Source organism: Rhizorhabdus histidinilytica (assembly GCF_900167915.1).
GTDB lineage: Bacteria > Pseudomonadota > Alphaproteobacteria > Sphingomonadales > Sphingomonadaceae > Rhizorhabdus > Rhizorhabdus histidinilytica.
Genome location: NZ_FUYM01000001.1, coordinates 710,690 through 733,089, shown reverse-complemented (window position 1 = coordinate 733,089; position 22,400 = coordinate 710,690). Strand labels below are relative to the sequence as shown.

General features: G+C 63.0%; 28 protein-coding genes and 1 tRNA gene. 5 read left to right on the top strand and 24 right to left on the bottom strand.

Annotation, left to right across the window (positions count from 1 at the left end; genetic code table 11):
• The first annotated feature begins 185 nt into the window (after positions 1–185).
• The 5 genes from B5X82_RS03590 (at position 186) to B5X82_RS03570 (ending at position 8,387) form a co-directional block, all read left to right on the top strand.
• The gene (locus tag B5X82_RS03590; protein ID WP_079646643.1) at positions 186–2,228 is read left to right on the top strand and encodes a hydantoinase/oxoprolinase family protein; all 2,043 of its coding nucleotides are present in this window, start codon (positions 186–188) and stop codon (positions 2,226–2,228) included.
• 12 nt (positions 2,229–2,240) lie between these two features.
• A complete protein-coding gene (locus B5X82_RS03585; RefSeq protein ID WP_079646642.1) occupies positions 2,241–3,980 on the top strand; it encodes a hydantoinase B/oxoprolinase family protein in 1,740 nt (579 codons plus the stop codon).
• 26 nt (positions 3,981–4,006) lie between these two features.
• On the top strand, positions 4,007–5,338 hold the full coding sequence (locus B5X82_RS03580) for an MFS transporter (protein ID WP_079646641.1): 1,332 nt from the start codon (positions 4,007–4,009) through the stop codon (positions 5,336–5,338).
• Positions 5,339–5,504: 166 nt separating this feature from the next.
• Positions 5,505–7,613, top strand: coding sequence for a TonB-dependent receptor (locus tag B5X82_RS03575; RefSeq protein WP_235862584.1), 2,109 nt, complete (start codon positions 5,505–5,507; stop codon positions 7,611–7,613).
• 69 nt (positions 7,614–7,682) lie between these two features.
• On the top strand, positions 7,683–8,387 hold the full coding sequence (locus tag B5X82_RS03570; RefSeq protein WP_079646639.1) for an RraA family protein: 705 nt from the start codon (positions 7,683–7,685) through the stop codon (positions 8,385–8,387).
• Between the two features lie 12 nt (positions 8,388–8,399).
• On the opposite strand, the gene B5X82_RS03565 is transcribed toward B5X82_RS03570, so the two are convergent.
• The 24 genes from B5X82_RS03565 to B5X82_RS03440 form a co-directional block, all read right to left on the bottom strand.
• Positions 8,400–8,615: a hypothetical protein gene (locus B5X82_RS03565; protein WP_079646638.1), complete on the bottom strand. Its 216-nt coding sequence runs from the start codon at positions 8,613–8,615 to the stop codon at positions 8,400–8,402.
• A gap of 42 nt (positions 8,616–8,657) precedes the next feature.
• Positions 8,658–9,059 (bottom strand): VOC family protein, encoded by a 402-nt coding sequence (locus B5X82_RS03560; RefSeq protein ID WP_079646637.1) that lies wholly within the window; start codon positions 9,057–9,059, stop codon positions 8,658–8,660.
• Positions 9,056–9,559 carry a helix-turn-helix transcriptional regulator gene (locus tag B5X82_RS03555; RefSeq protein WP_217699559.1) on the bottom strand — a complete coding sequence of 168 codons (504 nt, stop codon included), beginning with the start codon at positions 9,557–9,559 and terminating at the stop codon, positions 9,056–9,058. The genes B5X82_RS03560 and B5X82_RS03555 overlap by 4 nt, the downstream gene beginning before the upstream one ends.
• Positions 9,560–9,630: 71 nt before the next feature.
• Positions 9,631–9,720: transfer RNA gene (locus B5X82_RS03550), tRNA-Ser, on the bottom strand.
• Between the two features lie 15 nt (positions 9,721–9,735).
• Entirely contained in the window at positions 9,736–10,827 is a 1,092-nt protein-coding gene (locus tag B5X82_RS03545; protein ID WP_079646635.1) for a tyrosine-type recombinase/integrase, read from the bottom strand.
• A 159-nt stretch (positions 10,828–10,986) separates the two neighbouring features.
• A complete protein-coding gene (locus B5X82_RS03540) occupies positions 10,987–11,592 on the bottom strand; it encodes a hypothetical protein (protein ID WP_079646634.1) in 606 nt (201 codons plus the stop codon).
• Positions 11,579–11,830 carry a hypothetical protein gene (locus B5X82_RS03535; RefSeq protein ID WP_079646633.1) on the bottom strand — a complete coding sequence of 84 codons (252 nt, stop codon included), beginning with the start codon at positions 11,828–11,830 and terminating at the stop codon, positions 11,579–11,581. The genes B5X82_RS03540 and B5X82_RS03535 overlap by 14 nt, the downstream gene beginning before the upstream one ends.
• Complete coding sequence (locus tag B5X82_RS03530) at positions 11,827–12,327, bottom strand: DNA N-6-adenine-methyltransferase (protein ID WP_079646632.1); 501 nt, start codon at positions 12,325–12,327, stop codon at positions 11,827–11,829. The genes B5X82_RS03535 and B5X82_RS03530 overlap by 4 nt, the downstream gene beginning before the upstream one ends.
• Entirely contained in the window at positions 12,327–13,193 is an 867-nt protein-coding gene (locus tag B5X82_RS03525; RefSeq protein WP_079646631.1) for a hypothetical protein, read from the bottom strand. Before B5X82_RS03525 ends, B5X82_RS03530 begins: the two co-directional genes overlap by 1 nt.
• Positions 13,190–13,393: a hypothetical protein gene (locus B5X82_RS03520; RefSeq protein ID WP_079646630.1), complete on the bottom strand. Its 204-nt coding sequence runs from the start codon at positions 13,391–13,393 to the stop codon at positions 13,190–13,192. Before B5X82_RS03520 ends, B5X82_RS03525 begins: the two co-directional genes overlap by 4 nt.
• Positions 13,394–13,495: 102 nt before the next feature.
• On the bottom strand, positions 13,496–13,696 hold the full coding sequence (locus B5X82_RS03515) for a hypothetical protein (protein ID WP_079646629.1): 201 nt from the start codon (positions 13,694–13,696) through the stop codon (positions 13,496–13,498).
• Positions 13,693–14,364 carry a hypothetical protein gene (locus tag B5X82_RS03510; RefSeq protein WP_139385022.1) on the bottom strand — a complete coding sequence of 224 codons (672 nt, stop codon included), beginning with the start codon at positions 14,362–14,364 and terminating at the stop codon, positions 13,693–13,695. The genes B5X82_RS03515 and B5X82_RS03510 overlap by 4 nt, the downstream gene beginning before the upstream one ends.
• Positions 14,361–14,681, bottom strand: coding sequence for a hypothetical protein (locus B5X82_RS03505; RefSeq protein WP_079646627.1), 321 nt, complete (start codon positions 14,679–14,681; stop codon positions 14,361–14,363). Before B5X82_RS03505 ends, B5X82_RS03510 begins: the two co-directional genes overlap by 4 nt.
• Positions 14,678–15,223: an HNH endonuclease signature motif containing protein gene (locus B5X82_RS27315; protein ID WP_079646626.1), complete on the bottom strand. Its 546-nt coding sequence runs from the start codon at positions 15,221–15,223 to the stop codon at positions 14,678–14,680. The genes B5X82_RS03505 and B5X82_RS27315 overlap by 4 nt, the downstream gene beginning before the upstream one ends.
• Before the next feature lie 63 nt (positions 15,224–15,286).
• Positions 15,287–15,646: a hypothetical protein gene (locus tag B5X82_RS03495; protein ID WP_079646625.1), complete on the bottom strand. Its 360-nt coding sequence runs from the start codon at positions 15,644–15,646 to the stop codon at positions 15,287–15,289.
• A 1-nt stretch (position 15,647) separates the two neighbouring features.
• The gene (locus B5X82_RS26660; RefSeq protein ID WP_176152452.1) at positions 15,648–16,673 is read right to left on the bottom strand and encodes a DUF6745 domain-containing protein; all 1,026 of its coding nucleotides are present in this window, start codon (positions 16,671–16,673) and stop codon (positions 15,648–15,650) included.
• Between the two features lie 269 nt (positions 16,674–16,942).
• Entirely contained in the window at positions 16,943–17,413 is a 471-nt protein-coding gene (locus tag B5X82_RS03480) for a hypothetical protein (protein ID WP_139385021.1), read from the bottom strand.
• A gap of 220 nt (positions 17,414–17,633) precedes the next feature.
• Complete coding sequence (locus B5X82_RS26200) at positions 17,634–18,449, bottom strand: hypothetical protein (RefSeq protein ID WP_139385020.1); 816 nt, start codon at positions 18,447–18,449, stop codon at positions 17,634–17,636.
• A gap of 491 nt (positions 18,450–18,940) precedes the next feature.
• Entirely contained in the window at positions 18,941–19,165 is a 225-nt protein-coding gene (locus B5X82_RS26195; RefSeq protein WP_139385019.1) for a hypothetical protein, read from the bottom strand.
• A gap of 383 nt (positions 19,166–19,548) precedes the next feature.
• On the bottom strand, positions 19,549–19,842 hold the full coding sequence (locus B5X82_RS03460) for a hypothetical protein (protein ID WP_079646619.1): 294 nt from the start codon (positions 19,840–19,842) through the stop codon (positions 19,549–19,551).
• 99 nt (positions 19,843–19,941) lie between these two features.
• Complete coding sequence (locus B5X82_RS03455; protein WP_176152451.1) at positions 19,942–20,271, bottom strand: hypothetical protein; 330 nt, start codon at positions 20,269–20,271, stop codon at positions 19,942–19,944.
• Complete coding sequence (locus B5X82_RS03450) at positions 20,256–20,480, bottom strand: hypothetical protein (RefSeq protein WP_079646617.1); 225 nt, start codon at positions 20,478–20,480, stop codon at positions 20,256–20,258. Before B5X82_RS03450 ends, B5X82_RS03455 begins: the two co-directional genes overlap by 16 nt.
• A 30-nt stretch (positions 20,481–20,510) precedes the next feature.
• Entirely contained in the window at positions 20,511–21,323 is an 813-nt protein-coding gene (locus B5X82_RS03445) for a class I SAM-dependent methyltransferase (protein WP_079646616.1), read from the bottom strand.
• A gap of 502 nt (positions 21,324–21,825) precedes the next feature.
• A complete protein-coding gene (locus B5X82_RS03440) occupies positions 21,826–22,317 on the bottom strand; it encodes a hypothetical protein (protein WP_079646615.1) in 492 nt (163 codons plus the stop codon).
• Positions 22,318–22,400 lie beyond the last annotated feature (83 nt).

Here is a 22,400-nt window from a genome sequence, read left to right as displayed (position 1 = left end):
TTCGGCCCGGTTTTCCGGGCGCGATTACAAATGCTGATCGCATCCCATCGGAAAATCGCGTTGGCCGGCCGCGAAAGGGCGACGCTACTCAAGGGCGACCGACGGCGCCATCCGGTGGGCGCGATGCGCCGTCTCTCGACGGGTTTCCGTGAAGGATGCCCGGTCGCTTGCCAGAGGGAAGATGAATGTATCGCATAGGGTTCGACGTGGGCGGGACCTTCACCGACTTCACCATGCTCGATGAAGGGCGCGGCTCAGTCCATTACTTCAAGGTGCCTTCGACGCCGCACGATCCGTCCGAGGCGATCGGGGCCGGACTGTCGGCGCTGATCGCCGACCATGACATCGATCCGGCGCTGGTCCGTCACCTGGGCCACGGTACCACGGTCGCGACCAATATGGTGATCGAGCGCAAGGGCGCGCTGACCGGGCTGATCACGACGCGCGGCTTTCGCGACACGCTCGAGATCGGTCGGCAGACCCGTCCGCACCTCTACGACTATTCGATCGGACGGCCGACCCCGCTGGTGCCGCGCGACCTGCGCCTGGAAGTCGATGAGCGCACCCTGTCCGACGGCACTGTCGAGGTTCCGCTCGACGAGGAGCAGGTCGCCGAGGCCGCCCGCAAGCTCGGCGAGGCCGGGGTCGGAGCGGTGGTGATCTGCTTCCTGCACAGCTATCGTCGACCCGACCACGAGCGCCGCGCCGGCGAGATCGTCCGCGCGATCCTGCCCGACGCCTATGTCAGCCTGTCGTCGAACGTCCTGCCCGAATTCCGGGAGTATGAGCGCATGTCCACGACTGTGCTCAACGCCTATATGGGCCCGCGCATGGGCACCTATCTGGAACGGCTGCTCGGCCGGGTCGGCGATCTCGGCATCACCGGCGAGCTCGACACCGTCCATTCGAACGGCGGCCTGATGTCGGTGCCGACGGTGCGCGAGATTCCGGTGCGGACCTGCGTGTCGGGTCCGGCGGCAGGGGTGATCGGCGCGGCGGAGATCGGCCGTGTAGCCAACTTCCCCAATCTCGTCACCTTCGATGTCGGCGGCACCTCGACCGACGTGTCGGTGATCGTCGGCGGCAAACCGCTGTTCGCGTCGGACCGGCTGGTGGCGGACTATCCGGTCAAGACGCCGATGATCGACATCCACGTCATCGGCGCGGGCGGCGGCAGCATCGCCGCGATCGACGACGCCGGCGCGCTCAAGGTCGGTCCGCGCAGTGCCGGCGCAGCGCCCGGCCCGGTCGCCTATGGCCGCGGCGGTACCGAACCGACGATCACCGACGCGAACATCGTGCTCGGCCGGCTCGATCCGGTCGCGCTGCTCGAAGGGCGGCTGCCGGTCGACGCCGCCGCGGCCCGCGCGGTGATCGAGGAGCGGATCGCGCGGCCGCTCGGCCTGTCGGTCGAGGAGGCGGCCTATGGCATCCTGCGCATCGCCAACGCCAATATGAGCCGCGCGATCAGATCGGTGTCGACCGAACGGGGCCACGACATCCGCGACTTCGCGCTGTTCGCCTATGGCGGCGCCGGACCGCTTCATGCCTGTGACCTGGCCCAGGATTGCGGCATCCGCACCGTGCTGGTGCCGCAGGAGCCGGGAACGCTGTGCGCGCGCGGCATCCTGCTGTCGGACATCAACATGGACTTCGTCCGCAGCGAACTGAGCCTCGCCGGCGAGGCGTCGTGGCGGCGCGTCTGTGCGGTGCTCGGCGAGATGCGCGACGAGGCGACCGCCTGGCTGGTCCGCGAGGGCGTGGCCGAGGAGGACCGTCAGCTCCGGATCATGGTCGACGCGCGCTATGACGGCCAGAATTTCGAGGTCTCGGTGCCGCTCGACGAGGTTCGCGAGGATGGGCTCCGCGACATGGTCGAGCGCTTCCGCCGCCAGCATGTCCAGGAATATGGTTATGACGTGTCCGACCGCCCGGTCGAGATCGTCAACTGCCGCATCCAGGCGATCGGCCGGGTGGCGCGGGTGCCGGTCTCGGCGCCGGTACCCGTCCACGGCCTCGACGCCGTCAAGGGGCGCCGCCCGGTCTATTTCGGCAAGGATGCCGGCTGGGTGGAGACGTCGATCTACCGCCGCGGGCAATTGCCGATCGGACGCACCTTCGCGGGGCCCGCGATCATCGAGGAGATGAGCTCGACCCTCATCGTCCAGCCCGGCCAGACCGTCACGGTCGATCCGGTCGGCAACCTCATCGTATCGATCTTCGAATAGGAATAGCAGACCATGGCAGACAGGGATTCCCCGATCAGCAAGGCCGAGGGCCAGTTGTTCGATCCGATCGCGATGGAGGTATTCTCCAATCGCCTGCTCTCGATCACCGAGGATATGGGCAATCGGCTGGTCCGCGCCTCCTTCTCGCCCAACATCAAGGAGCGCAAGGACTGCTCGGTCGCGATGTTCGACGGCAAGGGGCGATTGATCGCTCAGGCCGCGCATATCCCGATGCACCTCGGCTCGCTGTCGGGCGGGGTAGAGACGGTGCTGGGCGACTATGGCGTCGACAATGTCCGCGAGGGCGACGTCTTCATCTGCAACGACGCCTATCTGGCGGGCGGCACACACGCCCCCGACATCACCATCGTCACGCCGATCTTCTGGGAAGGGCGCTGCCGCTTCTTCGCCGCGAACATCGGCCATCATTCGGACGTCGGCGGCACTTATCCGGGCTCGGTTTCCCCGACCGCGCGGACAGTGTTCGAGGAAGGCATCCGCATCCCGCTGGTCCGCATCGTCCGCGAGGGCGAGCTGGATACCGGGCTGCTGACCCTGCTGGCGCAGAACAGCCGCGAGCCGGCGGACCGGGTCGCCGACCTCAAGGTGCAGATCGCCGCCAACGAGCGCGGCGCGCAGCTCATGCTCGAACTGGTCCGCCAGCTCGGCATCGACGCGGTCGAACAGTCGATCGAGGACATCCTGGCCTATACCGCCCGACGGCTGCGCAACCGCATCGCCGCGCTGAAGGATGGCACCGGCAGCCATGTCTGCCATCTCGACGATGACGGCTTCGGCGGCGATCCGGTGGCGATCCGCGCGACCCTGACGGTCGAGGGCGAGAATCTGACGGTGGACTTCGACGGATCGGGGCCCCAGTGCCGGGGCAGCTACAACATGCCCAAGAGCGCCATGCTGGCGAGCGTCTATTATGCGGTCAAGACGATGCTCGATCCCGAGCTGATGGCGAATGAAGGCATGTTCGCCTCGATCACGATGCGCGCGCCCGAAGGAACGATCACCAACCCGACCTTCCCGGCGGCGGTCGGCATGCGATCGAACACCGCGCAGCGGGTCGCGGCGTCGGTGATCGGGGCCTTCGCGCACTTCCTGCCGCGCGAGCGGGTGATGGCGGCGAGCAACGACGCGATGCCGGCGATGGTCTTCTCCGGCCGCAGCCGGCGGCGTCCGGGCACCTATGTCTATGTCGAGACGATCGGCGGCGGCGCGGGCGGGCGAGCGGGACATGACGGCGCCGACGGCACCCATGTCCACATCACCAACTCGTCGAACCTGCCCGCCGAGGCGCTGGAGAACGAATATCCGCTGGTGGTCGACGAATATAGCCTCGTCACCGACAGTGGCGGCGCCGGCCAGTGGCGCGGCGGCATGGGCATCGCCCGGCAGATCCGCGCGCTCGACGACGACACCTTCTGCTATGCGTCGAGCGAGGGCACGATCGTTCCCGCCGATGGCGTGTTCGGCGGCGGCAAGGGGGCGGTCGCCCATATCATCCGCGACCGGGGGACCCCGGGCGAGCATGAGATACCCGCCAACCAGCCCCGGCTGGTGCTGGCACCCGGCCAGTCGGTGCGGATCGAGACGCCTGGCGGCGGCGGCTTCGGCGATCCGCAGGCGCGCGATGTCGCCGCGATCGCGGCCGACCTGCGCCAGGGCCGGGTGACGCCGGCGGCAGTGCGCGCCGCCTATGGCGAGGCGAAAGCGGCCGAGGCCGAACGACTGTCGGCCTGAGGTGGGACGGAACAGGAAGGAAGCGAATGCACATGGAAAAGGGACGGATCAGGGACTGGCTGGTCGTGTTGCTGCTGATGGCCGCTTTGATCCTGTCCTTCGTCGATCGGATCGGCTTGTCGCTGCTGGTCGATCCGATCCGGGCCGACCTGGGCATCAGCGATGCCGAGATCGGCCTGCTCCAGGGCATCGCCTTCGGCCTGTTCTTCGCGGTGATGGGCCTGCCGCTCGGCTGGCTCGCCGACCGCTGGTCGCGCAAGGGCACGATCATGCTCGGCGTGGGCATGTGGTCGGTCGCGACGGCGGCCTGCGGGCTCGCCGCCAACTTCCCCCAGCTCCTGCTTGCACGGATCGGGGTCGGGGCGGGGGAGGCGGGGCTCGCCCCCGCCAGCTACTCGATCGTCCATGACCGCTTCCCGCGCGAGCAACTGGGCCGCGCGATCAGCCTGTTCCAGGTCGGTGGCGTGCTCGGCGCCGGGCTGGCGCTGCTGATCACCGGCTATGTCTATCGCTATTTCACCGGCGGGGGCGGGGCGGACCTGCCCCTGATCGGCGGGCTGCGGCCGTGGCAGCAGACCTTCCTCGCCATCGCCACGCCGGGTCTGCTCTTCCTGATCCTGATCGCGGCGATCCGCGAACCCGAGCGTGTCGCCGGGCCGGCCGATGGCGCCGGGACCGGCGAGCCGCGCGGCTTCGCGGCGATGGTGGCGGCGGTGCGATCGCGCATCGGCCTCTATCTGCCGCTGTTCGTCGGCATGTCGGGGGTGATCATGACCAGCTATGCGCTGGTATCGTGGATGCCGGCGGTGCTCGGCCGCGAGTTCCACTGGCCGGCCGAGGTGATCGGTGTGCGCTATGGGCTCGTCGTGCTGTCGGCGAGCCCGGTCGGGCTGCTCGCGGGCGGGTGGCTCGCCGATGCGCTGCTGCGCTCGGGAAGCGGCAATGCGCATGTCCGCGTCGTCGCGCTGGCGGCGCTGCTCGGCCTGCCGTTCGCGCTCGCCCTCGCCCTGCCGAGCGGCCCCATGGGGCTGCTGCTGGTCGTGGGCGGCCTCCATTTCGCGGCCTCGATGCCGATGGGTGTCGTGCCCGCCTTCCTCCAGCTCGCGACGCCGCCGGCCGCCCGGGCGCAGGTGTCGGGCCTCTATGTGCTGTTCATCAACGTGGTCGGGCTCGGGCTCGGGCCGACCCTCGTCGGCCTGCTGTCGACCGGCATGGGGCCCGACGCCGCCTCGCTCAGGCTTTCGATGGCGCTGGTGATCGGCCCGGCGATGCTGGCGGCCGCGGCGGTGCTCGCCTGGCTGGCGCGGTCGACGGGGCACGGTTTCGCGGCGGACGTCCGCCCGGCCTATGGCTCATAAGAATCGCTGATAGGGATTTATAATTAAATCAAACTCGAAATTATTCGATGGAATGGTAGCCCTAGTCCCTGCCGCCAATAAACCATCAATAAACTTGCGAAGGGGATTGGGCATGAAGAAGATAATTTCTGGGTCATCCATAAAAGTGCTTGGCTTTATCCTCTGCATGGCGCCGGCCAATGCGGTATTCGCGGCCGAAACCGGCGCGGATAGCGAGGCTTCTTCTGTCGACAGCGGCGAGATCGTCGTCACCGCCCGGCGCCGCGCCGAGAGCCTGCAGGACGTTCCTGTCTCGGTGACCGCCTTCGACCAGACCCAGCTCGAAACCGCCGGGATCAAGAGCCTGCGCGACATGTCGCGGCTGATGCCCGGCGTCCAGTTCACCGAGCGCGGCAGCCTGTCGACCCAGCTCACCATCCGCGGCGTCGGCGGGGATTCGCGCAACATCGGCATCGAGGCCGGCGTCGGCATGTATCTCGACGGCGTCTACATTCCCCGCACCTCGGGCTACAACGCCGACCTGGCCGAGATCGCCCAGGTCGAGGTGCTGCGCGGACCGCAGGGGACGCTGTTCGGCAAGAACACGATCGGCGGCGTCATCAACATCACCACCAAGGAGCCCGGCGACACCGTCGAGGGCAGCGTCTATGCCAGCTACGGCAACTACAACGCCTTCCGGACGCAGGCGAGCATCTCCGGCCCGCTGTCGGACACGCTGTCGGCCAAGCTGACCGTCGCGACCTACGACCGCGACGGCTATATCCACAACATCTTCAACGATCAGGACGTCAACGACGAGAACCGTCGCGGCGCCCGCGCGCAGATCGTCTTCAAGCCGTCCGACGCGCTGAAGGTCAAGCTCAACGCCGACTTCACCCGCGACCGGCGCACCGTGCTCCAGACCCAGATGGATTCGCCGGCCGGCGCCGCCGCGCCCTATTATACCGGCAACCGGTTCGAGGCGAACAGCGACCAGCCCAACGGCGACAAGCGCAACATGTGGGGCACCGACCTGACGGCGGAATACAGCCTGCCCAACGACATGGTGCTGGCATCGATCTCGGCCTATCGGAAGATCAATGTCACGGTGTCGAGCGACATCGATCAGCTTCCGATCAATCTGTTCAATTCCAATCCCTTGACCGACTTCGTGCAGATGGCGAGTCAGGAATTCCGGATCACCTCGCCCAGCGACGGGCCGTTCCGCTACGTCGGCGGCCTCTATTATTACCACCAGAAAGGCACCGCGCTGCGGCAGATCTACATCGGCGGGTCGCTGGCCAACGGCGCGCTCAACCGCGCCAAGGCGATCACCAACAGCTACGCCGCCTATATCAACGCCGATTACGACCTGCTGCCGCAGCTCACCCTCAACGGCGGCCTGCGCTACACCTACGAGAAGAAGACCGGCGACTATCTGCAGGTCCGCGGCCCGGTGCTGAGCTATGATTTCGACGATCTGCGCCGCAGCGACAAGAATGTCTCCTGGACCGGAAGCCTGACCTACAAGCCGACCCGCGAGCTGACGATCTACGGGACCGTCTCGAAGGGCTTCAAGTCGGGCGGCTTCAACCTCGACACGATCGGCGCCGCCAACCTGATCTCGCGCGACCTGATCTTCGGCCCGGAATCGGTGATCAACTATGAGGCCGGGATCAAGGGCCAATTGTTCGGCCGGCTGCTGCGCTACAGCCTGGCGGCGTTCCGCATGGACTATTCGGACAAGCAGGTCGCCCAGATCGTGCCGACCGGGGCGAGCACCGTCTCCTCGGTCCAGGTCACCAACGCCGGCAAGGCGCGGATCAAGGGCTTCGAGGTGGAAGCGACGCTGCGGCCTTTCGAAGGGTTGAGCCTGTCGGGCAGCGCTTCCTATCTCGACGCGAAATATACCCGCTTCGATTATTCGACGATCGGGTCGACGGTGGCGGTCTCCTATGCCGGCAACCGGATCGAGTTCACGCCCGACTGGATGATCGGCGGACAGGCCGAATATCGCTTCCCCGCCGGGCCGGGCGAGGTCTTCCTGGTCGGCAGCGCCACCTATACCGGCGACATGTATCTCCAGCCCGAGAAGCTGCCGAAATATCACGAATCGGGCTATACGCTGATCGACGCGCGGATCGGTTATGAGGTCGGCGACCTGATGATCGCGCTGTGGGGCAAGAACCTCACCAAGCAGGACTATCGCACCTATGCCCGCGTGTTCGGCGGCCTCGACCAGGCGGTCTGGGGCGAGCCGCGCACCTATGGCGTCGAGATGCGCTACCGCTTCTGACGACGCAGGGCAGGGCGGCCGTGCCGTCCTGCCCCGGCGCCCTCCCTTTTCTGCAAGGATGACCTGATCATGGCGATGCTTCCCGAACGGCGCATCTATGTCGTCAACCCGATGCCCGAGCAGATGCGCGCCGACCAGCGCGCCGCGCTGCTGGACCTCGACACCGGCACGGTGGGCCACCATCTCGAGGCCGGCTTCATGGACGGCGGCATGATCCCGCGCATCCCGGGCAGCAGGATCGTCGGCACCGCCGTCACGGTGCGGATCACCGTGCCCGATTCGGTGATGGCGCACTATGCGCTCAAATTCACCCGGCCGGGCGACGTACTGCTGATCGACCGCGGGCAGGACCAGCGCACCTGCAACTGGGGCGGCGCGACCATCCACGCCGCCGCGGCGACCGGGCTGGAGGGCGTGATCGTCGACGGCGCTGTGAACGACATGGAGGACGCCCGCGAGGCCGGCTTGCCGATCTGGGCGCGCAGCATCAGCCCGGTCACCACCAAATATCGCGGCATGGGCGGGGAGATGAACGTGCCGATCAGCTGCGGCGGCGTCGCGGTCGCGCCCGGCGACGCGATCCTCGCCGACGACAACGGCGTCGTCGTCATCCCGCGCGACCAGCTCGACGAGGCGATCGAGGGCAGCCTCAAATGGCTGGCCGCCGAACGGGCGTTCATGGAACGCTTCCGCGCCGATCCGGGCCTCTGCTATCCCGACGTCACCGGCGCGACCGAGATCGTCGAGGCGGCGCTGCGGGCGCAGTCGGCCTGAAGGCGTGCCCGGTCAGGCGGCGGGCCCCGCGTCTTTCCGGCCGAGATAGGGCTGCACGAACATGTACAGCCCGCTCGCCAGCAGCAGCGCGAGCGGGACGAGCGGCGCGTAGACGATCGGCGCCGGCGGCTGGCCGAAGCCCATGGCGACGAAATTGGCGAGGATGGTCAGCGTGAGGACGATCCCCAGCCAGCGATGACCCTGCCGGATCCAGGCTTGCGTGGACATGCGGTCTCCCTTTCGATTTTGGAGGAGATGGACGGGGAGGGGTCAGCGCTGGACCAGCTTCCAGCCATTGCCCGACGGATCGCGGAAGCTCGCATCGACGGCGCCATAGCGCTCGATCGGCTCCTGCGTGAACTCGACGCCGCGCCCGCGCATCTCGGCATGGGCAGCGCGGCAATCCTCGACCGCCAGCACCAGCGGCGGCATCGCGCCCTTGGCGACCGCCTCCTGCAGCGCGCGGGCGGTGGCGTCGTCGACCATCGGCGCCTGCGGCCGGAACAGACCGAGCTGGAAGTCCGGCTGCTCGGGGTGCTGGACGGTCAGCCAGCGATAATCGCCGTTGCGCACATCGGTGTGGACGCGGAAACCGAGCTTCTCGACATAGAATTGCAGCGCCTCGTCCTGATCGCGAACGTACAGACCGGCTACCTGGACACCTTGGGTCATAAGTCCTCCTTCCTGACGGAAGGGCACTTAGCCGCGCCCGCCCGAGGGCGCTTCTCCGAAACTGCCATCTTGAGGTCGGGCCGGTGCGCGGCGCGGACGAAGCAGTGCGGCACCAGTCCTAGATGGTGGGGCTCGCCCCGCATCCTGTCGCGCCATTCGCTGGGGCTCTCGCCGGTCACGTCGCGGAAGGTGCGCGAAAAGGTGCCAAGGCTGTTCCAGCCCGCCTGGAAGGCGATCTCGGTGACCGACAGGTCGGTATCGCGCAGCAACGCCGCCGCCCGCTCGACGCGGCGGGACAGCAGGTAGCGGTGGGGCGGGATGCCGAATGCCTGGCGGAAGGAGCGCGCGAAATGCGCCTCGGAAACCCCACTCACCCGCGCCAGGCGGCGCACCGGCCAATCCTCGTCCGAGGCGACGTCCATACGGTCCCTGGCGCGCAGCAGGCGGCGGAGAAGCTGGGGATCCTGCGGAGCGGCCGGCATCCGTACAGTTTGATGCATGGTTCGCCGCGTGTCCGCAAACGACAAATCGCCCCGCGGATGGAGGCTGGCAGGGCGCATACTGCGGAAAATGGCGGAGAGGGTGGGATTCGAACCCACGGTGGGCTTGCACCCACGGCGGTTTTCAAGACCGCTGCCTTAAACCACTCGGCCACCTCTCCGAAAGCCCGTAAACTCTAGACTAATTCCCTCTCACCGTCTACAGAAACTGTTGCGTGTGTGCCGTGATTTGTGCCGCTCTGCCCCCTTGCTATAGCTGCTTGCTCCGGGGTCAGGTAGCGCAAATATTCCTCAGTCTGGCGGATTGTGGAATGCCCGAGCCGCTCTTTCAACGTGTAGATATTCCCGCCGTTCTCCAGGTAGCGGATGGCGTGCTCATGGCGCAGATCGTGGAAGCGCATCGGGACCAATGCGCGCCCTTCGCGCTGTGCCATCATTTGTGCCCGGTTCACCACCTCGCGCCACATCTCAGTGACGCGCTTGTACCGGTCGCCGTTACTCGTCTCGAACAGGTAATCCGACCTCCCGGCCGGCTGCCGTTCAACGATGGCGCGAGCCACTGGCGACAGTGAGATAACCCGGAAGTGCGATTTGGTCCGCCACAACTGCGCCTTGCCGCCGTCCGCGTCGTGGCGCTTCAATGTGGTGATCTCATCCTTCCGAGCGCCTGTCTCCAATGCGAACCTGCACAGGTCCCCGAAGGTGCCTCGCATGCGGGCGAAATAGGCCTCGATGTGCGATGCCGGGGGACGAATATAGGGATGCCGCTTTTCCTTGCGCGGCTTTACCGGAAGCAGCTTTACCGGGTTGAGGTCGGGCCATCCCGGCAGCTCGCGCACGTGGTCGGCAATGCCCGATATGACCGTGAGGTAGCGATTGATCGTCGCGGTGCCGGAACCCGCCAGGCGCCGGGCCGCGATGAAGCGCTGTAGCTCAGCCTTGTTGACCTGATCCCAGAACATCGCTCCGAAATGCGCCTCCACGCCCTTCAGGAGCTTCGCATAGCCTTCGAGGGTCTTGGGCTTCCATTCTCCAGCTTCCAGCCACAGTACGGATGCCTCCTGAAAGGTATGGCGGACCGTGCCCTTGTACGGGCTGTTCTCCTTCAGCCAAGCTTCGCGGCGTCTCTCAGCTTCTTTTCGATTGCGCGTCTTAAGGGACTTTCGGAGATCACGCCCATCGACGGTGATACGGCCATACCAAATGCCGTTCTCGCGCTGGTAGAGGTTTTCCGGCTCCCCACCGCGTTTTCCTTTGCCTTTATCCATGCTCGCAAGCTCTGTTCGTTAAAGGTCCATCCGCGTCCCAGCTTCGCCGCGCTCCAGACTTCCCCGCGCGCGGCCAAGCTCTGCAAGGTGCGCCGGGGGAGCCCGGTTATCAACTCAGCCTGAGCGATCGGAATGCGCTCGGCTTGACCGGTCATGGAATCACTCCCCCTTGCCGCTGCGCGCGAGGGCGGCGCGGGGGAACGCCTCATAAAAAGCCTTCGCATATGGTTTGTGGTCGACGTTCCAACGCCCCTCTTTCCAAGGCGCTCCCGGATGGTGAGCCATAACTTCAAGAGCATTACGGGGGCTGATATGTTCGTCGAATAAGCCGCGCTCGACCCATTTCCAGAGGTAACCATCCTCATATAACGCCGCCCGCACGTCGCCCGAGGACTTTGCGTTTTCTGCGGGGTGGTCGGGGGTGGGTGCGTCGTAAAAGTCCCGCGCCTGTTTGAGCTTCTCGATGACACGATCAAGGCATCGCTGGGTGTCATAATCATCGTCGAGCATGAAATTGCGATGGATTTCGATCGCCCCCTCAATCAAATCCGGGAGCCGCCCACGTCGCTGCTGGAATGCGATGTAGGAATCCTCCACCCCACCGCCCGAAGCGCCTCGGAGGGCTTCGTCTATCGCATCAAGCGCTTCTTGCGACTGGCCGATCCAGTCCCAATCCGCGTGCGCTTTTGCATCGACAAGGTCGGCTTCGACGATCCCGCGCGCGATGGTTAGGCCATGCACCCGCGCCTGCTCATCCCTGGACATCGTTCTTCTCCATGAGGTGATTGCGGACCTGTTTGCCGAGGGCGGTACGCCATATGGCGGCCGTTCCCTTGCGCTCGACCAGCCCGAGCTCCCATAGGGCCGCATTTTCAGGGAAAGCGCACAGGCACGACTCGTTGCCCGGCGCGGCTCCACATTGGCCCTCAAGCAGCGCACGACACTGAGCCTCGCTCAACCGCGCCGCGATCCCCGCAACGTCGGGCGCATTATCTTCGCTCATTGGTCGGCTCCGGGGGATATAGGCTTTGCGACGATGCCTAGACCGCCGTCGGCCGCGTGGTGCAGCGCCTTGATCGCGACAGGGCCGGCCGCCCAGAGACAAGTTCCAGTTCCCGGCGACAACCCTAGGGATCCATCGGGTCGCACGAACTTGATCTTGGGCGTGAACAGCACGATATCCGCGCGCCGCCACGCCTCTCTAAACCAAGGCGCCGATGTGCGATCAGGCGTAAGCGCGATGCCGTTGCCATGGTCAAAAAACTTGCCGAGCCATTTACGCTTGGTCGCTTGGTGGCCGAATGGTGGGTTCATCCAGATCAGCCCAGACCATTGCTTATCAAGACTGCCCTCGGAAATGAAACTGTCCGCTGGGACCGCGATATGCGTCCGATCGACAGGGCACGCCACATCGAGATCGAACCGCACGCCCAGCGCCTCAAAGATATAACGCGGCGTGTACCATTCGTCGCTTTCGCCAGCAGCTTCGTAGGCGCCCATCACTCGCCGCCCTTCGCGCTCTGGCGGATGGCTGCGGCGATGACGCGAGGCACCGATGGCCCGAACATCATGTTTCCGGAAGGGTAGTAACCGGTTTCCCTTTCAGCGATCACCGCGCACCGCTCGCGCTCGGCTGCTACGGCCCGTGCAATGAATTCTGCCAACTCGTCACGAGTTATCAGGGCGTGGTCGGGATATTCTTCGGGCGACGTGCGATCGTCGTACTCGCATAGTTCAAGCCAGAGCGCGTCCACCGTCTCCGCTGCCGCCGGTTGTGGGGTGGAGGCGAGGGCGGCGACACCAAGCTCAGCCAGTGCGGCCCTCGCGGCGTTGAGATAGTGAGGTAGGTCCTCGTCGCCCATGACCATGCCAGGGCACAACTGCGCCCAGATGAGGCAGGCAACTGCCTCTTCGTCACTCTCAGCACCTTGGACCAACCGGCCGCTCACCGTCTCATCCTTACAGGCGAAGGGGGTGGCGATGGGCGTCTGCTTTATCTCGTAGCCACCAATAGCGGCTACACCCGCTGCTGGATCACTATGCAGTGCGAGAATGTCATGGACCGCATATGCTGCTTCGTCCGCGCCACCGACTTCGACATACCTCTTTACGATAGTCGCAGCGGCTTCGAATGCGTTATCTCTCCACTTCTGGATAGTCGCTCGCTCCCCCGCCCTCGCGGTATCGGTGGGGCGCTGCATGTGGTCGCGTTCGAAGCGGGCGAAGGCTTGAACGAGATCGTGACTGGGCCGCGCTTTGACATGCCCCATCGCGAAGAGTGGAACCTTGTCATAGATGTGTTGTGCTGCATCAATATGCCGCTGCTCCACGACGATCTCCGCCGCGCGGGTGGGGTCGGTGGTCATGCTGCGACATCCTTGGTCAGTTCAAGGAGAGCCTCACCGAGAGCCCGTGCGTGCTCAAAGGACATCCAGATCATGTCGTCCTCCTGACGAACCTCGATCGTGGCGGCGGCGTTGGTGAAGACCTGCATTACCGCGATGGCCGAAGCGCCATTTGGCTCTTCATCGCTCAGTTCAACGGCGTGATATTTCGAGATGGCCACGGCTGGCCTCCTTCAGTCGGTTGAGGTGGAAGCGGAGGGATTCGGCGGGGGTGGGAGGGACGAACCAGGGGTGGCGGTAGCCGACCGGGAGCGGGGGCTTGGTCATCCCACGATCTCCCGGTTGGCCCCACCGCGCTCCTCGGCAGGGCTAGGGGTATGCGGCACGATGGGAGCGGCCGGCTGGAAACCAAGGACCACGCGGACGCGTGACCATTCCTCACGGAAGCTGATGACGATCGCGACAAGCGCGACGATGCCGGCGGCGATCATGGCGCCGGTGCAGAGGCTGTGGGACAGAGTCATGCGCCGGTCGCCTTGGCGATGGCGGCAAGAACCTGCTGCGTTGCCCGCCGCGCATTGTCGGTAAGCTGCCTCTGCCAAGCCCCAATGCTGGGCGCCCACTTGAAGGCTCTCCCTTTGAGCAGGGCGATTTCATCTGGAGCGGGCTTTCCAGGGAAGAATATCTGGATCCGATCCATCTCGGTGTTTTCGACGACGCGGACGCCATCGACCTCGACCGACTTGAAGGCGCCCGAGTTTCCATCGCTGGCCGCTAGTTTCGCTTGCGCGATACGGTTCTGGCGGCGCAGCCACGCCCCGGCACCTTTGACGTGCTGACTTAGCTCGTCATACCGCCGCATCTCGGTCGCGAGCAGCTTACGGTTCCGTTCGACCGGGAAGTTCGCGGGACCGGTGATCATCGGGTTGGCGGTGCGTGCGCCGGCCGCTTCGTATGCCGCCCACTTGTCGAGATAGCGTTCAATCCAGCTATCCGCCTGTTCCGGCGTAGCGCCATCGGCGCTCAATTCCGCAAGGACATCGTTGATTTCTCGCTCGGCATCCGCAAGGCTCTGCTCGGCCCGGACGCGCGGCGAATGCGAGCGCCAATTCCAGTTAACCGCGAAAGCTTCAACGGAGCCCCCTACACGCGCCAAGAGGCGTTCTCGGAGCGGTGTGCGCTGCGCGCTCACAGCCCGGCGCCCTTCGCGATGCGAAAGCCCCGTGTCTGCTCGTAAGCCATGACATCGCGGGCGATCTGGGCGTTATGGCGATCCCATCCGTCGCGGCTGATGCAGCCCTTGGGATAGAGATCGCTGGCGCGCTCCTCATTGCCGTTGGCAAGCTCCCAAGCGGCTGCGGCTAGGAACAGGTCGGCTTCCCGATCCGCCAAGCCGAACTCTGTAATCAGCAGTTGCAGCACCTTGTGGCGGGCGATGTCCGGCAGGGCGCGGAAGTCCGCGAGCATCTTGGGCTCGGTCGGAGCAGTGATCTTGGCAGGAGCGTTCATGACGCCGTCCCATGCTTGAGGTTGGCCCGAGCCTTACGAAGCGAGCTAAGCTTACAAACCTTGCAAAGAATGCTTTGCGCGCCCGGAACAGCATGCGGGGTACAGGTTTCGAACGACCTGCGGTGCCCAGCCCGGCAATGAGTTTTGATCCGACCACCGAGCCGATTGAATGCCGGCAAGCCAGCTTCAATTTTCGCAATTGCATCCCTAAACCACAGTGGTCCAGAGGTAGGGCCGTATTTTCGCGGCTGCCTCCCTTTTGCGATCATGTCTGCAGTATTGGCAGCGGGAGTGCCGAGCCAAAGATGCGAGGGGTTAACGCAATGGCGTACGTCGCAGGAGTGGCAGACAACCATTCCTTCCGGGATATTTCTGCCGTTAGCGAGGGCCCAAGAGAGCCGATGAGCGCGAATATGGCGCTGGTTTATAGGAAATCGTCCATAACCGTCTTTGGTAAGGCAGCCGCGCCATAGCCAGCATTCGGTCGGCTTAGTCGCGTCGAACTTGCTAAAGAACCTCTCTTGAGACTTTTGGTCTATCATGGGGATCCTCGCTGTTGCGGGGCCTTGCGACAGGGGAGCCGCAAGGCGGGCGGAGGGTGGGTTTCAGTCGGAAGCGCGCTGCCAGCCTTCGGGCGATGGCTGGCGCTGGCGCTGAATCAGGTAGGCGCCGGGCTGGATCTCCTGTGGCGCATGGGTGTGGTGATCGCGAAGATGTTCCAGCGTCGCCGGATTGTTCTCGATCAGGAGGAAGTCGCGAAACATGTCCATGCCGCGAAACATCTTCACGTCGGGACGCTCCATCACGATATGATGATGGCCGGTTTCCGAGTGCGTGACGATCAACTTGCCAGCTTCAGCCTCAACTGGCTGGGCCAGAGCTTCGGCGGGGATGGCAACGATAGGGATCAGGTACACATCCCCCTGAGCGTGACTCTTGCGCGAGGTGTCGAAATCGAACTTCATGTCAGGTCCTTTCGTGGCAGTTGCGGAGGATCGATGCGGGGATACCGCCGTGCAGCTCAGACTGAGCCTCATCGACTGTGGCGACGGAGTTGGGGACAAGCAGCGCGAACCGGCGGCCCGTACCGCACATCGCATCAAGCATGCGCTGTGGTCCGTTATCGGGCAGGTTGACCTCTACGAGCTTACCCCAGGCTGGGTCGCCGCTGTCGTCGAGCGTGACCGCACCCACCTCATCGAGGATATGGTGCCATCCGATGATCTCGCAGGCGGCTGCGCGCTGGTCGAGATTTTCCCAGGTCAGGGCCTCGGCCGGTGTCGGCGGTCTATCGGTCACCCACGCGGCGGGTATCGACTGTCCATGCCATGTGTGAAGTGCATAGCCGTCCGCCCATTCAACGGACGGACCCGTCTCGCCGTGAAGTAGTCTGCTGTCATCCCAACGAACCCTGATCGGCTTTTCCGAGGCAATGACGATACCTTCGAACGGCCACCAGTATCCGCACTGTGAGGAAATGCCCTCCATGATGTCGAGGCGCCGAGCACTATCCTCGTCATATCGAGCCCCAATCTTCTGGCCGAACCGGCAGGACGCCAGCCAATAGAGGTCGAGGGCCCCCCAGAGGTAGCCGCCTTCCCATAGACCCTCATTGCAGAGCTGGCTGTAGAGCTGGCTGCCGAGCTGGCTGTAGAGCTGGCTGCGGAGCTGGCTGTAGAGCTGGCTGTAGAGCTGGCTGTCGAGCTGGCTGCCGAGCTGGCTGCGGAGCTGGCTGTAGAGCTGGCTGCCGAGCTGGCTGTAGAGCTGGCTGTCGAGCTGGCTGCCGAGCTGGCTGTAGAGCTGGCTGTAGAGCTGGCTGTCGAGCTGGCTGCCGAGCTGGCTGTAGAGCTGGCTGCGGAGCTGGCTGTAGAGCTGGCTGCGGAGCTGGCTGTAGAGCTGGCTGTAGAGCTGGCTGTCGAGCTGGCTGCCGAGCTGGCTGTAGAGCTGGCTGCGGAGCTGGCTGTAGAGCTGGCTCAACCCCTTCTCGCCCATCTTGAATATCTTAATCGCCAGCATGCAAGCAGCAGGGCTATCGAAGATGAACAGCGCGGGTGCAGGCTTACCGATTAACGCATAGGCATCGTTCAGATGGCCTTGAAGCTTCTCGCGATTAATCCGCAAACCGCCGCATGCTATGTCCAGATATTTCTGCCTGAATGCGGGAAGCTCGGCCTCCTGTTCCGGCGTGAGCTTCATGATCTTCGCCATTATTCTTGATCCTTCGTGAGAGCCGGGTAGCCGCAAGGCGGGCGGAGGGTGGGTTAGGCGGTCGCGAGACCGTCCTTGGTCATCGCGTCGACAAGAGGCTCATCACGCCAATAGGCTTTGAAGCGATCGAGGAAGAATTCGCGCTTGGCCGCGATCTCGGCGAGCGTATTGCGCGCCTTCTGCTCTTCACGGTCGAACCATCCCAACACCTCCTTCTTGGAGACGCTGAAGTCATCGTCGATGCTGGCGACGATCTCGACCTTTTCGGTCTTGGCGTTGTAACTGATGGTCTTCAGCCCAACATCATTGTATTCCGCCTTCACATAGGCGACTATGATCGTCGGAAGTTCCTTGAAGGGCTCGAACCCGACGATGATGCCGGGATAAACCTGAGCGCCGCTGTACCCAGTGCTGTCGAGAACCTTGACGCGGCTACCGACCTGAAGCTCCTCGATCCGGCGCGCGGTGCGCAGGTCAACTTCGAGCTTCACGCCATTCACTTCGATAATCTGCTTGGTATCCATCTCATCCTCCATTTCGGCCCGACGCTCATCCGAGGGGGCATGGAGAGCGTCGGGCCATTGCTCCAAGCGGTCTGGGGGAGAGCGCTTGTTCACCGTCTCGCGTGCCGGGGCAGGTCAGGTGATGGAGGTTGTATGGATCAGATATTTCTTATCGTCAACATTAAAATCAGAAAAATCTGATGTTCTTGATTCGCGCGCTGATAATGCCGTGGAAGCGGCTTCAGGGATTGGCCGCTCGCCAGATGCTGGAAGCAGCCTCTTCAATGAGCGTGCGGAGCTGAGCGACTTTAGGGATTATATCTGTGCCAGCGAATGGCCCATCTCCGAAGGTAAGAGCAAACTTTACCCGCACGGGAATGTCCGTTTCGATTGCGCCAGATTGGGCTGTGGGATGCGATGGGGGAAGGGGGACGCTAAAGATATAATTATCCTCACCGCCATCGCCGCCAGCGAAGCGGACTATGCCAGGTCCGGTAATGATCAAGCCAGCTTCGGGGGCGATAAAGTTGAAAAGTTGCGCCGGAATATCTACGCCCCTAGCTGTGATGAGCAGGACCCGATGCTTATCTTCAACGTCAATGGCATCGAGTTCATAGATGCCGTAGCGGCCGCCGGGCTCAGGTTCACAAGCTTCAACAGCACTACCGACCTCCTTCGTGGTCAGCTTTATGAGGCGACGCCCCAACACACTCTCTTTGATTTCTGGCCTGTAGATCGGGAACTGAATATTATCGCGCCTGTGGGTATGTCGACTGATAATGGCGAAATAGGTGTGGTCTAATACGCAACGGAGATTGTGTAGGGCGTCGCCCAAGGTGAGCGGGATGATATCTGGCGTGGGCTTCTCCTGCTTAATCGAAATCGTCAGGTCGCCAGTATCTGGATCGAAGCGGCGGATCAACTTGAACGGGCGTTCGTCAAGAAATGCATCGACTAGCCCAACAAGATCGCTGATATGCTGGTCGGCACGGCGTAACTTGAGTAACGCGCTTGGAGGAAGCGCAACACTTCCATCTTCTGACGCTGCGTTGCTCATGTGATTCCCCCTCGCCCCAAATGCTACCGCTTGGTCAGGTAGAGTCGAGTCTGACACAGAATGATGCGAGTTCGCCCGTGATGTTGCTTTGCCTCGCCATCGCCCTCCACGACGTTGACGGCCCCATCCACTGCGCAGACGGCACGAAGCTCCGCCTGCAAGGCATTGGGGCATTGGAGATGGATGGGACGTGTCGGCCAAACCAGCCCTGCGCGCCCGGTGATCCGATCGAGCAACGGCGGCGGATGGCAGGGGCCATGGGGGCTACGATCGCGCGGGAAACACGCTCACCGAATGGAGGGCAGATCTATTTCGCCGAGCCCGTGCGGCTGACCTATGAGCCGATACGCAAAAGCTACACGCGCGTCACGGCCTGGGCGACGCTACCAGACGGCCGCGACCTGTCGTGCTTGGCGATCCGGGCCGGCGTCGCGGTGCGATGGGAGAAATTCGATCGGGGAGGGCGGTTGAGGGGGTGTTAGGGCCTTGCGCTATTTGCCCTTGGCGAAAATGCCTATCAATGTCGCTCCAGCGCTCCCTGCCGCTACGGCGACCAATAGCCATTTCATCACGATGATTGGAGTCTCATCGGTATCGGGTAGGAAACGGTATACGAGCGCGGCGGCGACCAAGCCGCCCACGCCTCGCCAAAAAAGCTTGGATGAGTTCTTTATCGCCTTTTTGATGAATTTGGTATTGGCGTCACTCGCCATCATCGCGTGCCAGGTCAGACGCCGAGCTGGCGAAGTATATGCAAATGAGCAGCAAAACGAGCCCGGCGGTCTTGGATATTTCCGATATGCGCGGCACAAACGAGAGGCCGGCGGCGATCAGCGCTAGGACGAAAAAGGCTGCGCTCAGCGTTGCAGCTAAGCAGAGAGCCCTATCCTCCCGAGCATTCGTCACTTCGATCCTCATATCCTGTGGAGTCGCGAGCCGCTGATCCGTCTGCCCCTTATATACGTATGCAGACGCCAAATTTACAGAGACGGTTGAGAGCCCGGCGAATGGTATTCTCCCGAAATGGGCATTTGCCGACTTGGGCGTGTTCGATGCTCGGGCCGGCGCTTGGAAGCCAGCACGCGAGAGCAGAATGCTCTCATTCAGCATTTTCGACATTCTTTCTGGCTAGGTTTTCATGAAACTCGATAACGCTACGCGCCAAGCCCACTAATTGCTCAGTGGGATAAGCCAGCACCAAGACAGGCACGATCGCCGTCTGGGTTGCCCCAGGCGTGTGGTCGAAAATCTGCTGCACGAAAGTCAACCGATGGACCCCATTTGCGGATGCATGCCCGAGTATACCGTCCGCATAAATGGTCGGGACATCACGGTGGCGATAACGCGCCATGGTGTCCGCATAAAAATCTTCCGCAGCCGCGTCATCGTCCATGAAAATCTCCGGGCGAGAACCTACCAAACACCCCGCCAGAGTCGAGTCATAACGCATCCAATTCGACTTACTCCCCACCCTCAGTCCTAGGGGATAGGGTCAGCGGTGCATCGTCTCGATATGCTCGTTGTATTTTCCAGCGAAGCGGTCGACGGACGTGGCTATCAGCTTATGCTCCTTGTCGTTCTCGCTCGCCCGCATTTCGAGTAGCTTCACGCGGTTCTCAAGGTCCGTGACTCGCGTTGAAAGGCCGCCCTCCGTTTCAGCTTGTCGGATGGCTTGGGCCGACGCCACGGTTTCAGATATCTCATAAACTTGGTCGCGCTGGACCTTGTTCAACTTGAGCCCGTCGCATCCGGCCAATGTCAGGACACCCAACAGCAAGCCCGCCCGCCGCATTTGCGCCCCATTTTTCAAGGTTTGACGCACTCATAGCGCATCTGGCCGGTCCATTCGTCGTTGTTCGTTATCCGAGCTCGCTTCCCGTATTTCTGGCATTCGGCATCTGCGAGGGCGAGGCCGGCGTTTTCTCGATGCCCTACCTTAAGATCGATGATCCCGCCCAGCTCGTTATTTGCCTTGATCGTTGGCGCACACCCGCCGAGCATTAATAGACCCACAAGGAACATGCCGCGCATAAATCCCTCCCCCTTTAACCCCAGGATTGATCATCGCGACGCTACGCGCTTGATCGGCTTGCATTCCGAGAAATGGGAATTGCTCCCAGGCACCAACACTTGCCGGACGATCCGTAGGCCATAGGATTCCATGTCCGCCTGGATCTTGGCCTGCGTGAAATAGCGATAGTGGGCGTGGTCCAGCGGCCGGCCGGCCGCCAGGTCGCGCTTGCGGTTCCACATTCGTCGCAGCAGGACAGCATATTCGATCTGCGGTACGAGCACCCGCAGCGCTCGCTTCAGGCCGCGCGAATGGTTGAGGATATTGCCGAACGTCTTTTGCTCGGCAAGGATATGCGGGTCGTAGAGACCATTCCAGAAATAGAGGCTACCACCGGGCCGAAGGACGCGTAGGACCTCATTGATTGCGACTTCCGGCTTCTCGATATGATCGAGCGATGTCGCGAAGATCGCGGCCCCGATGCTGCCATCCTTAAGTGGAATATCCTCCGCGACGGAGCCAACCAGGCACGGATAGTCGCGCTCGACGATCACCTCCAGCGGCTCCATGCCGATGTAGCTGCGCAGCCCCATGTCGCTCACATAGGAGGGCAGTTCTCGAAACAGGCCGCAGCCCACGTCGAGCACCGGATATTGCTTGTCGAGCGTAGTGGCGATGAAGCCACCGAACAGCATCGAGATGGTCCGGTCCGCCTCATAGCTTTCACTCTCGTATCGAGAGATCGAGCCTTCCTGCTGGGTCTTCCATTGAGCCGATAGACCGCTGCCGGTGGGCAGTACGATATTGGAGCCCGCGATCTCTTTGGGTTGGCGATCGAGCAGGCTTATGGCCGTCTGGAACATACGCTATCCACCCTGACTACACACTCGCTGTCGCCACCGTCCTTCGAGTCGTCAAATGATTTCATGTCCAAAACGGTCGCGGGAGATCAATCTCGCTCGCGAGCCATGGGCCACGCCGCCAAGTAGCCGAGAGCGGTCGCGGCCACAAATAGTACCATTGGCAACACATCGCCCGACCCGTGGCCCGGTCGCTGAAGCGCCCACAGAAAGCAGCCGACAGCTCCAAAACCGAAGATGACGCGCTGAAGAATCGTCGGCGCCCAGATCATCCCACCCACCCCGTTTTAATGGCCGTTGCGATGCCGGAAATCGGTCGAATTCGGACCTTTAACCTTTGGGTAAGCTTTCCTAACGAAGCTGGCCCATTCGCACCCGATAGGAAAATTATAGGAAAAACAATCTCGACTCAGGGAGCCCGTTATGAGAACAAACATGGAACGGAGGGTCGAGTCGATGGCTAAGGAGCTACTGCTGCGCGAGCCTGCGTGCGAGGTTGGATGTGTCACTTGTTCGCTTGAATGCGCGGTTCTGCCGGAGCGCCTTCAGTGGTGGCGGTCGGAGTTGGAGCGGGCGTATCGGGAGCGGAGCCTATATCCTCATCGTCATCGTCAATTATCCCGTGAGATCGAAATCGCTCTAGCCGCTTCAGAAGACCTTGGGCGACGTATCGCGGCATCTCCGCGCGCGTCGCAATGGCGGGAATCTCTCCCATTGCCCGATCGATCATTGAGGCGAGCTGCTCTGCATTAGGCCAAAATGGTCTACCCACCCCCTCCATAAGCTCGGCCAGTGTGACACCTGCGACACTGGCAAGGCGGTCCGCCTTGAACAATCCTGGTTCTTTGCCCTCACGCAGGTTCTGCAAATAATTGCTGTTCACCTTGGCAAGCTTGCAGTGTTCCGAGTCCTTCAGGTCGTCAGGACGTATTTCATCTAAGCGCGCCATGAAACGCAGAACTTGCGGCCGCACATCGGGTTTCTGGAACTTCGCCATGTGAGAAATATCCCACGGCAGGCGCGCGAGAGCCAATTCAGATATATCTGATCTAATGGTTGCCATGTAATCAGAAATATCTT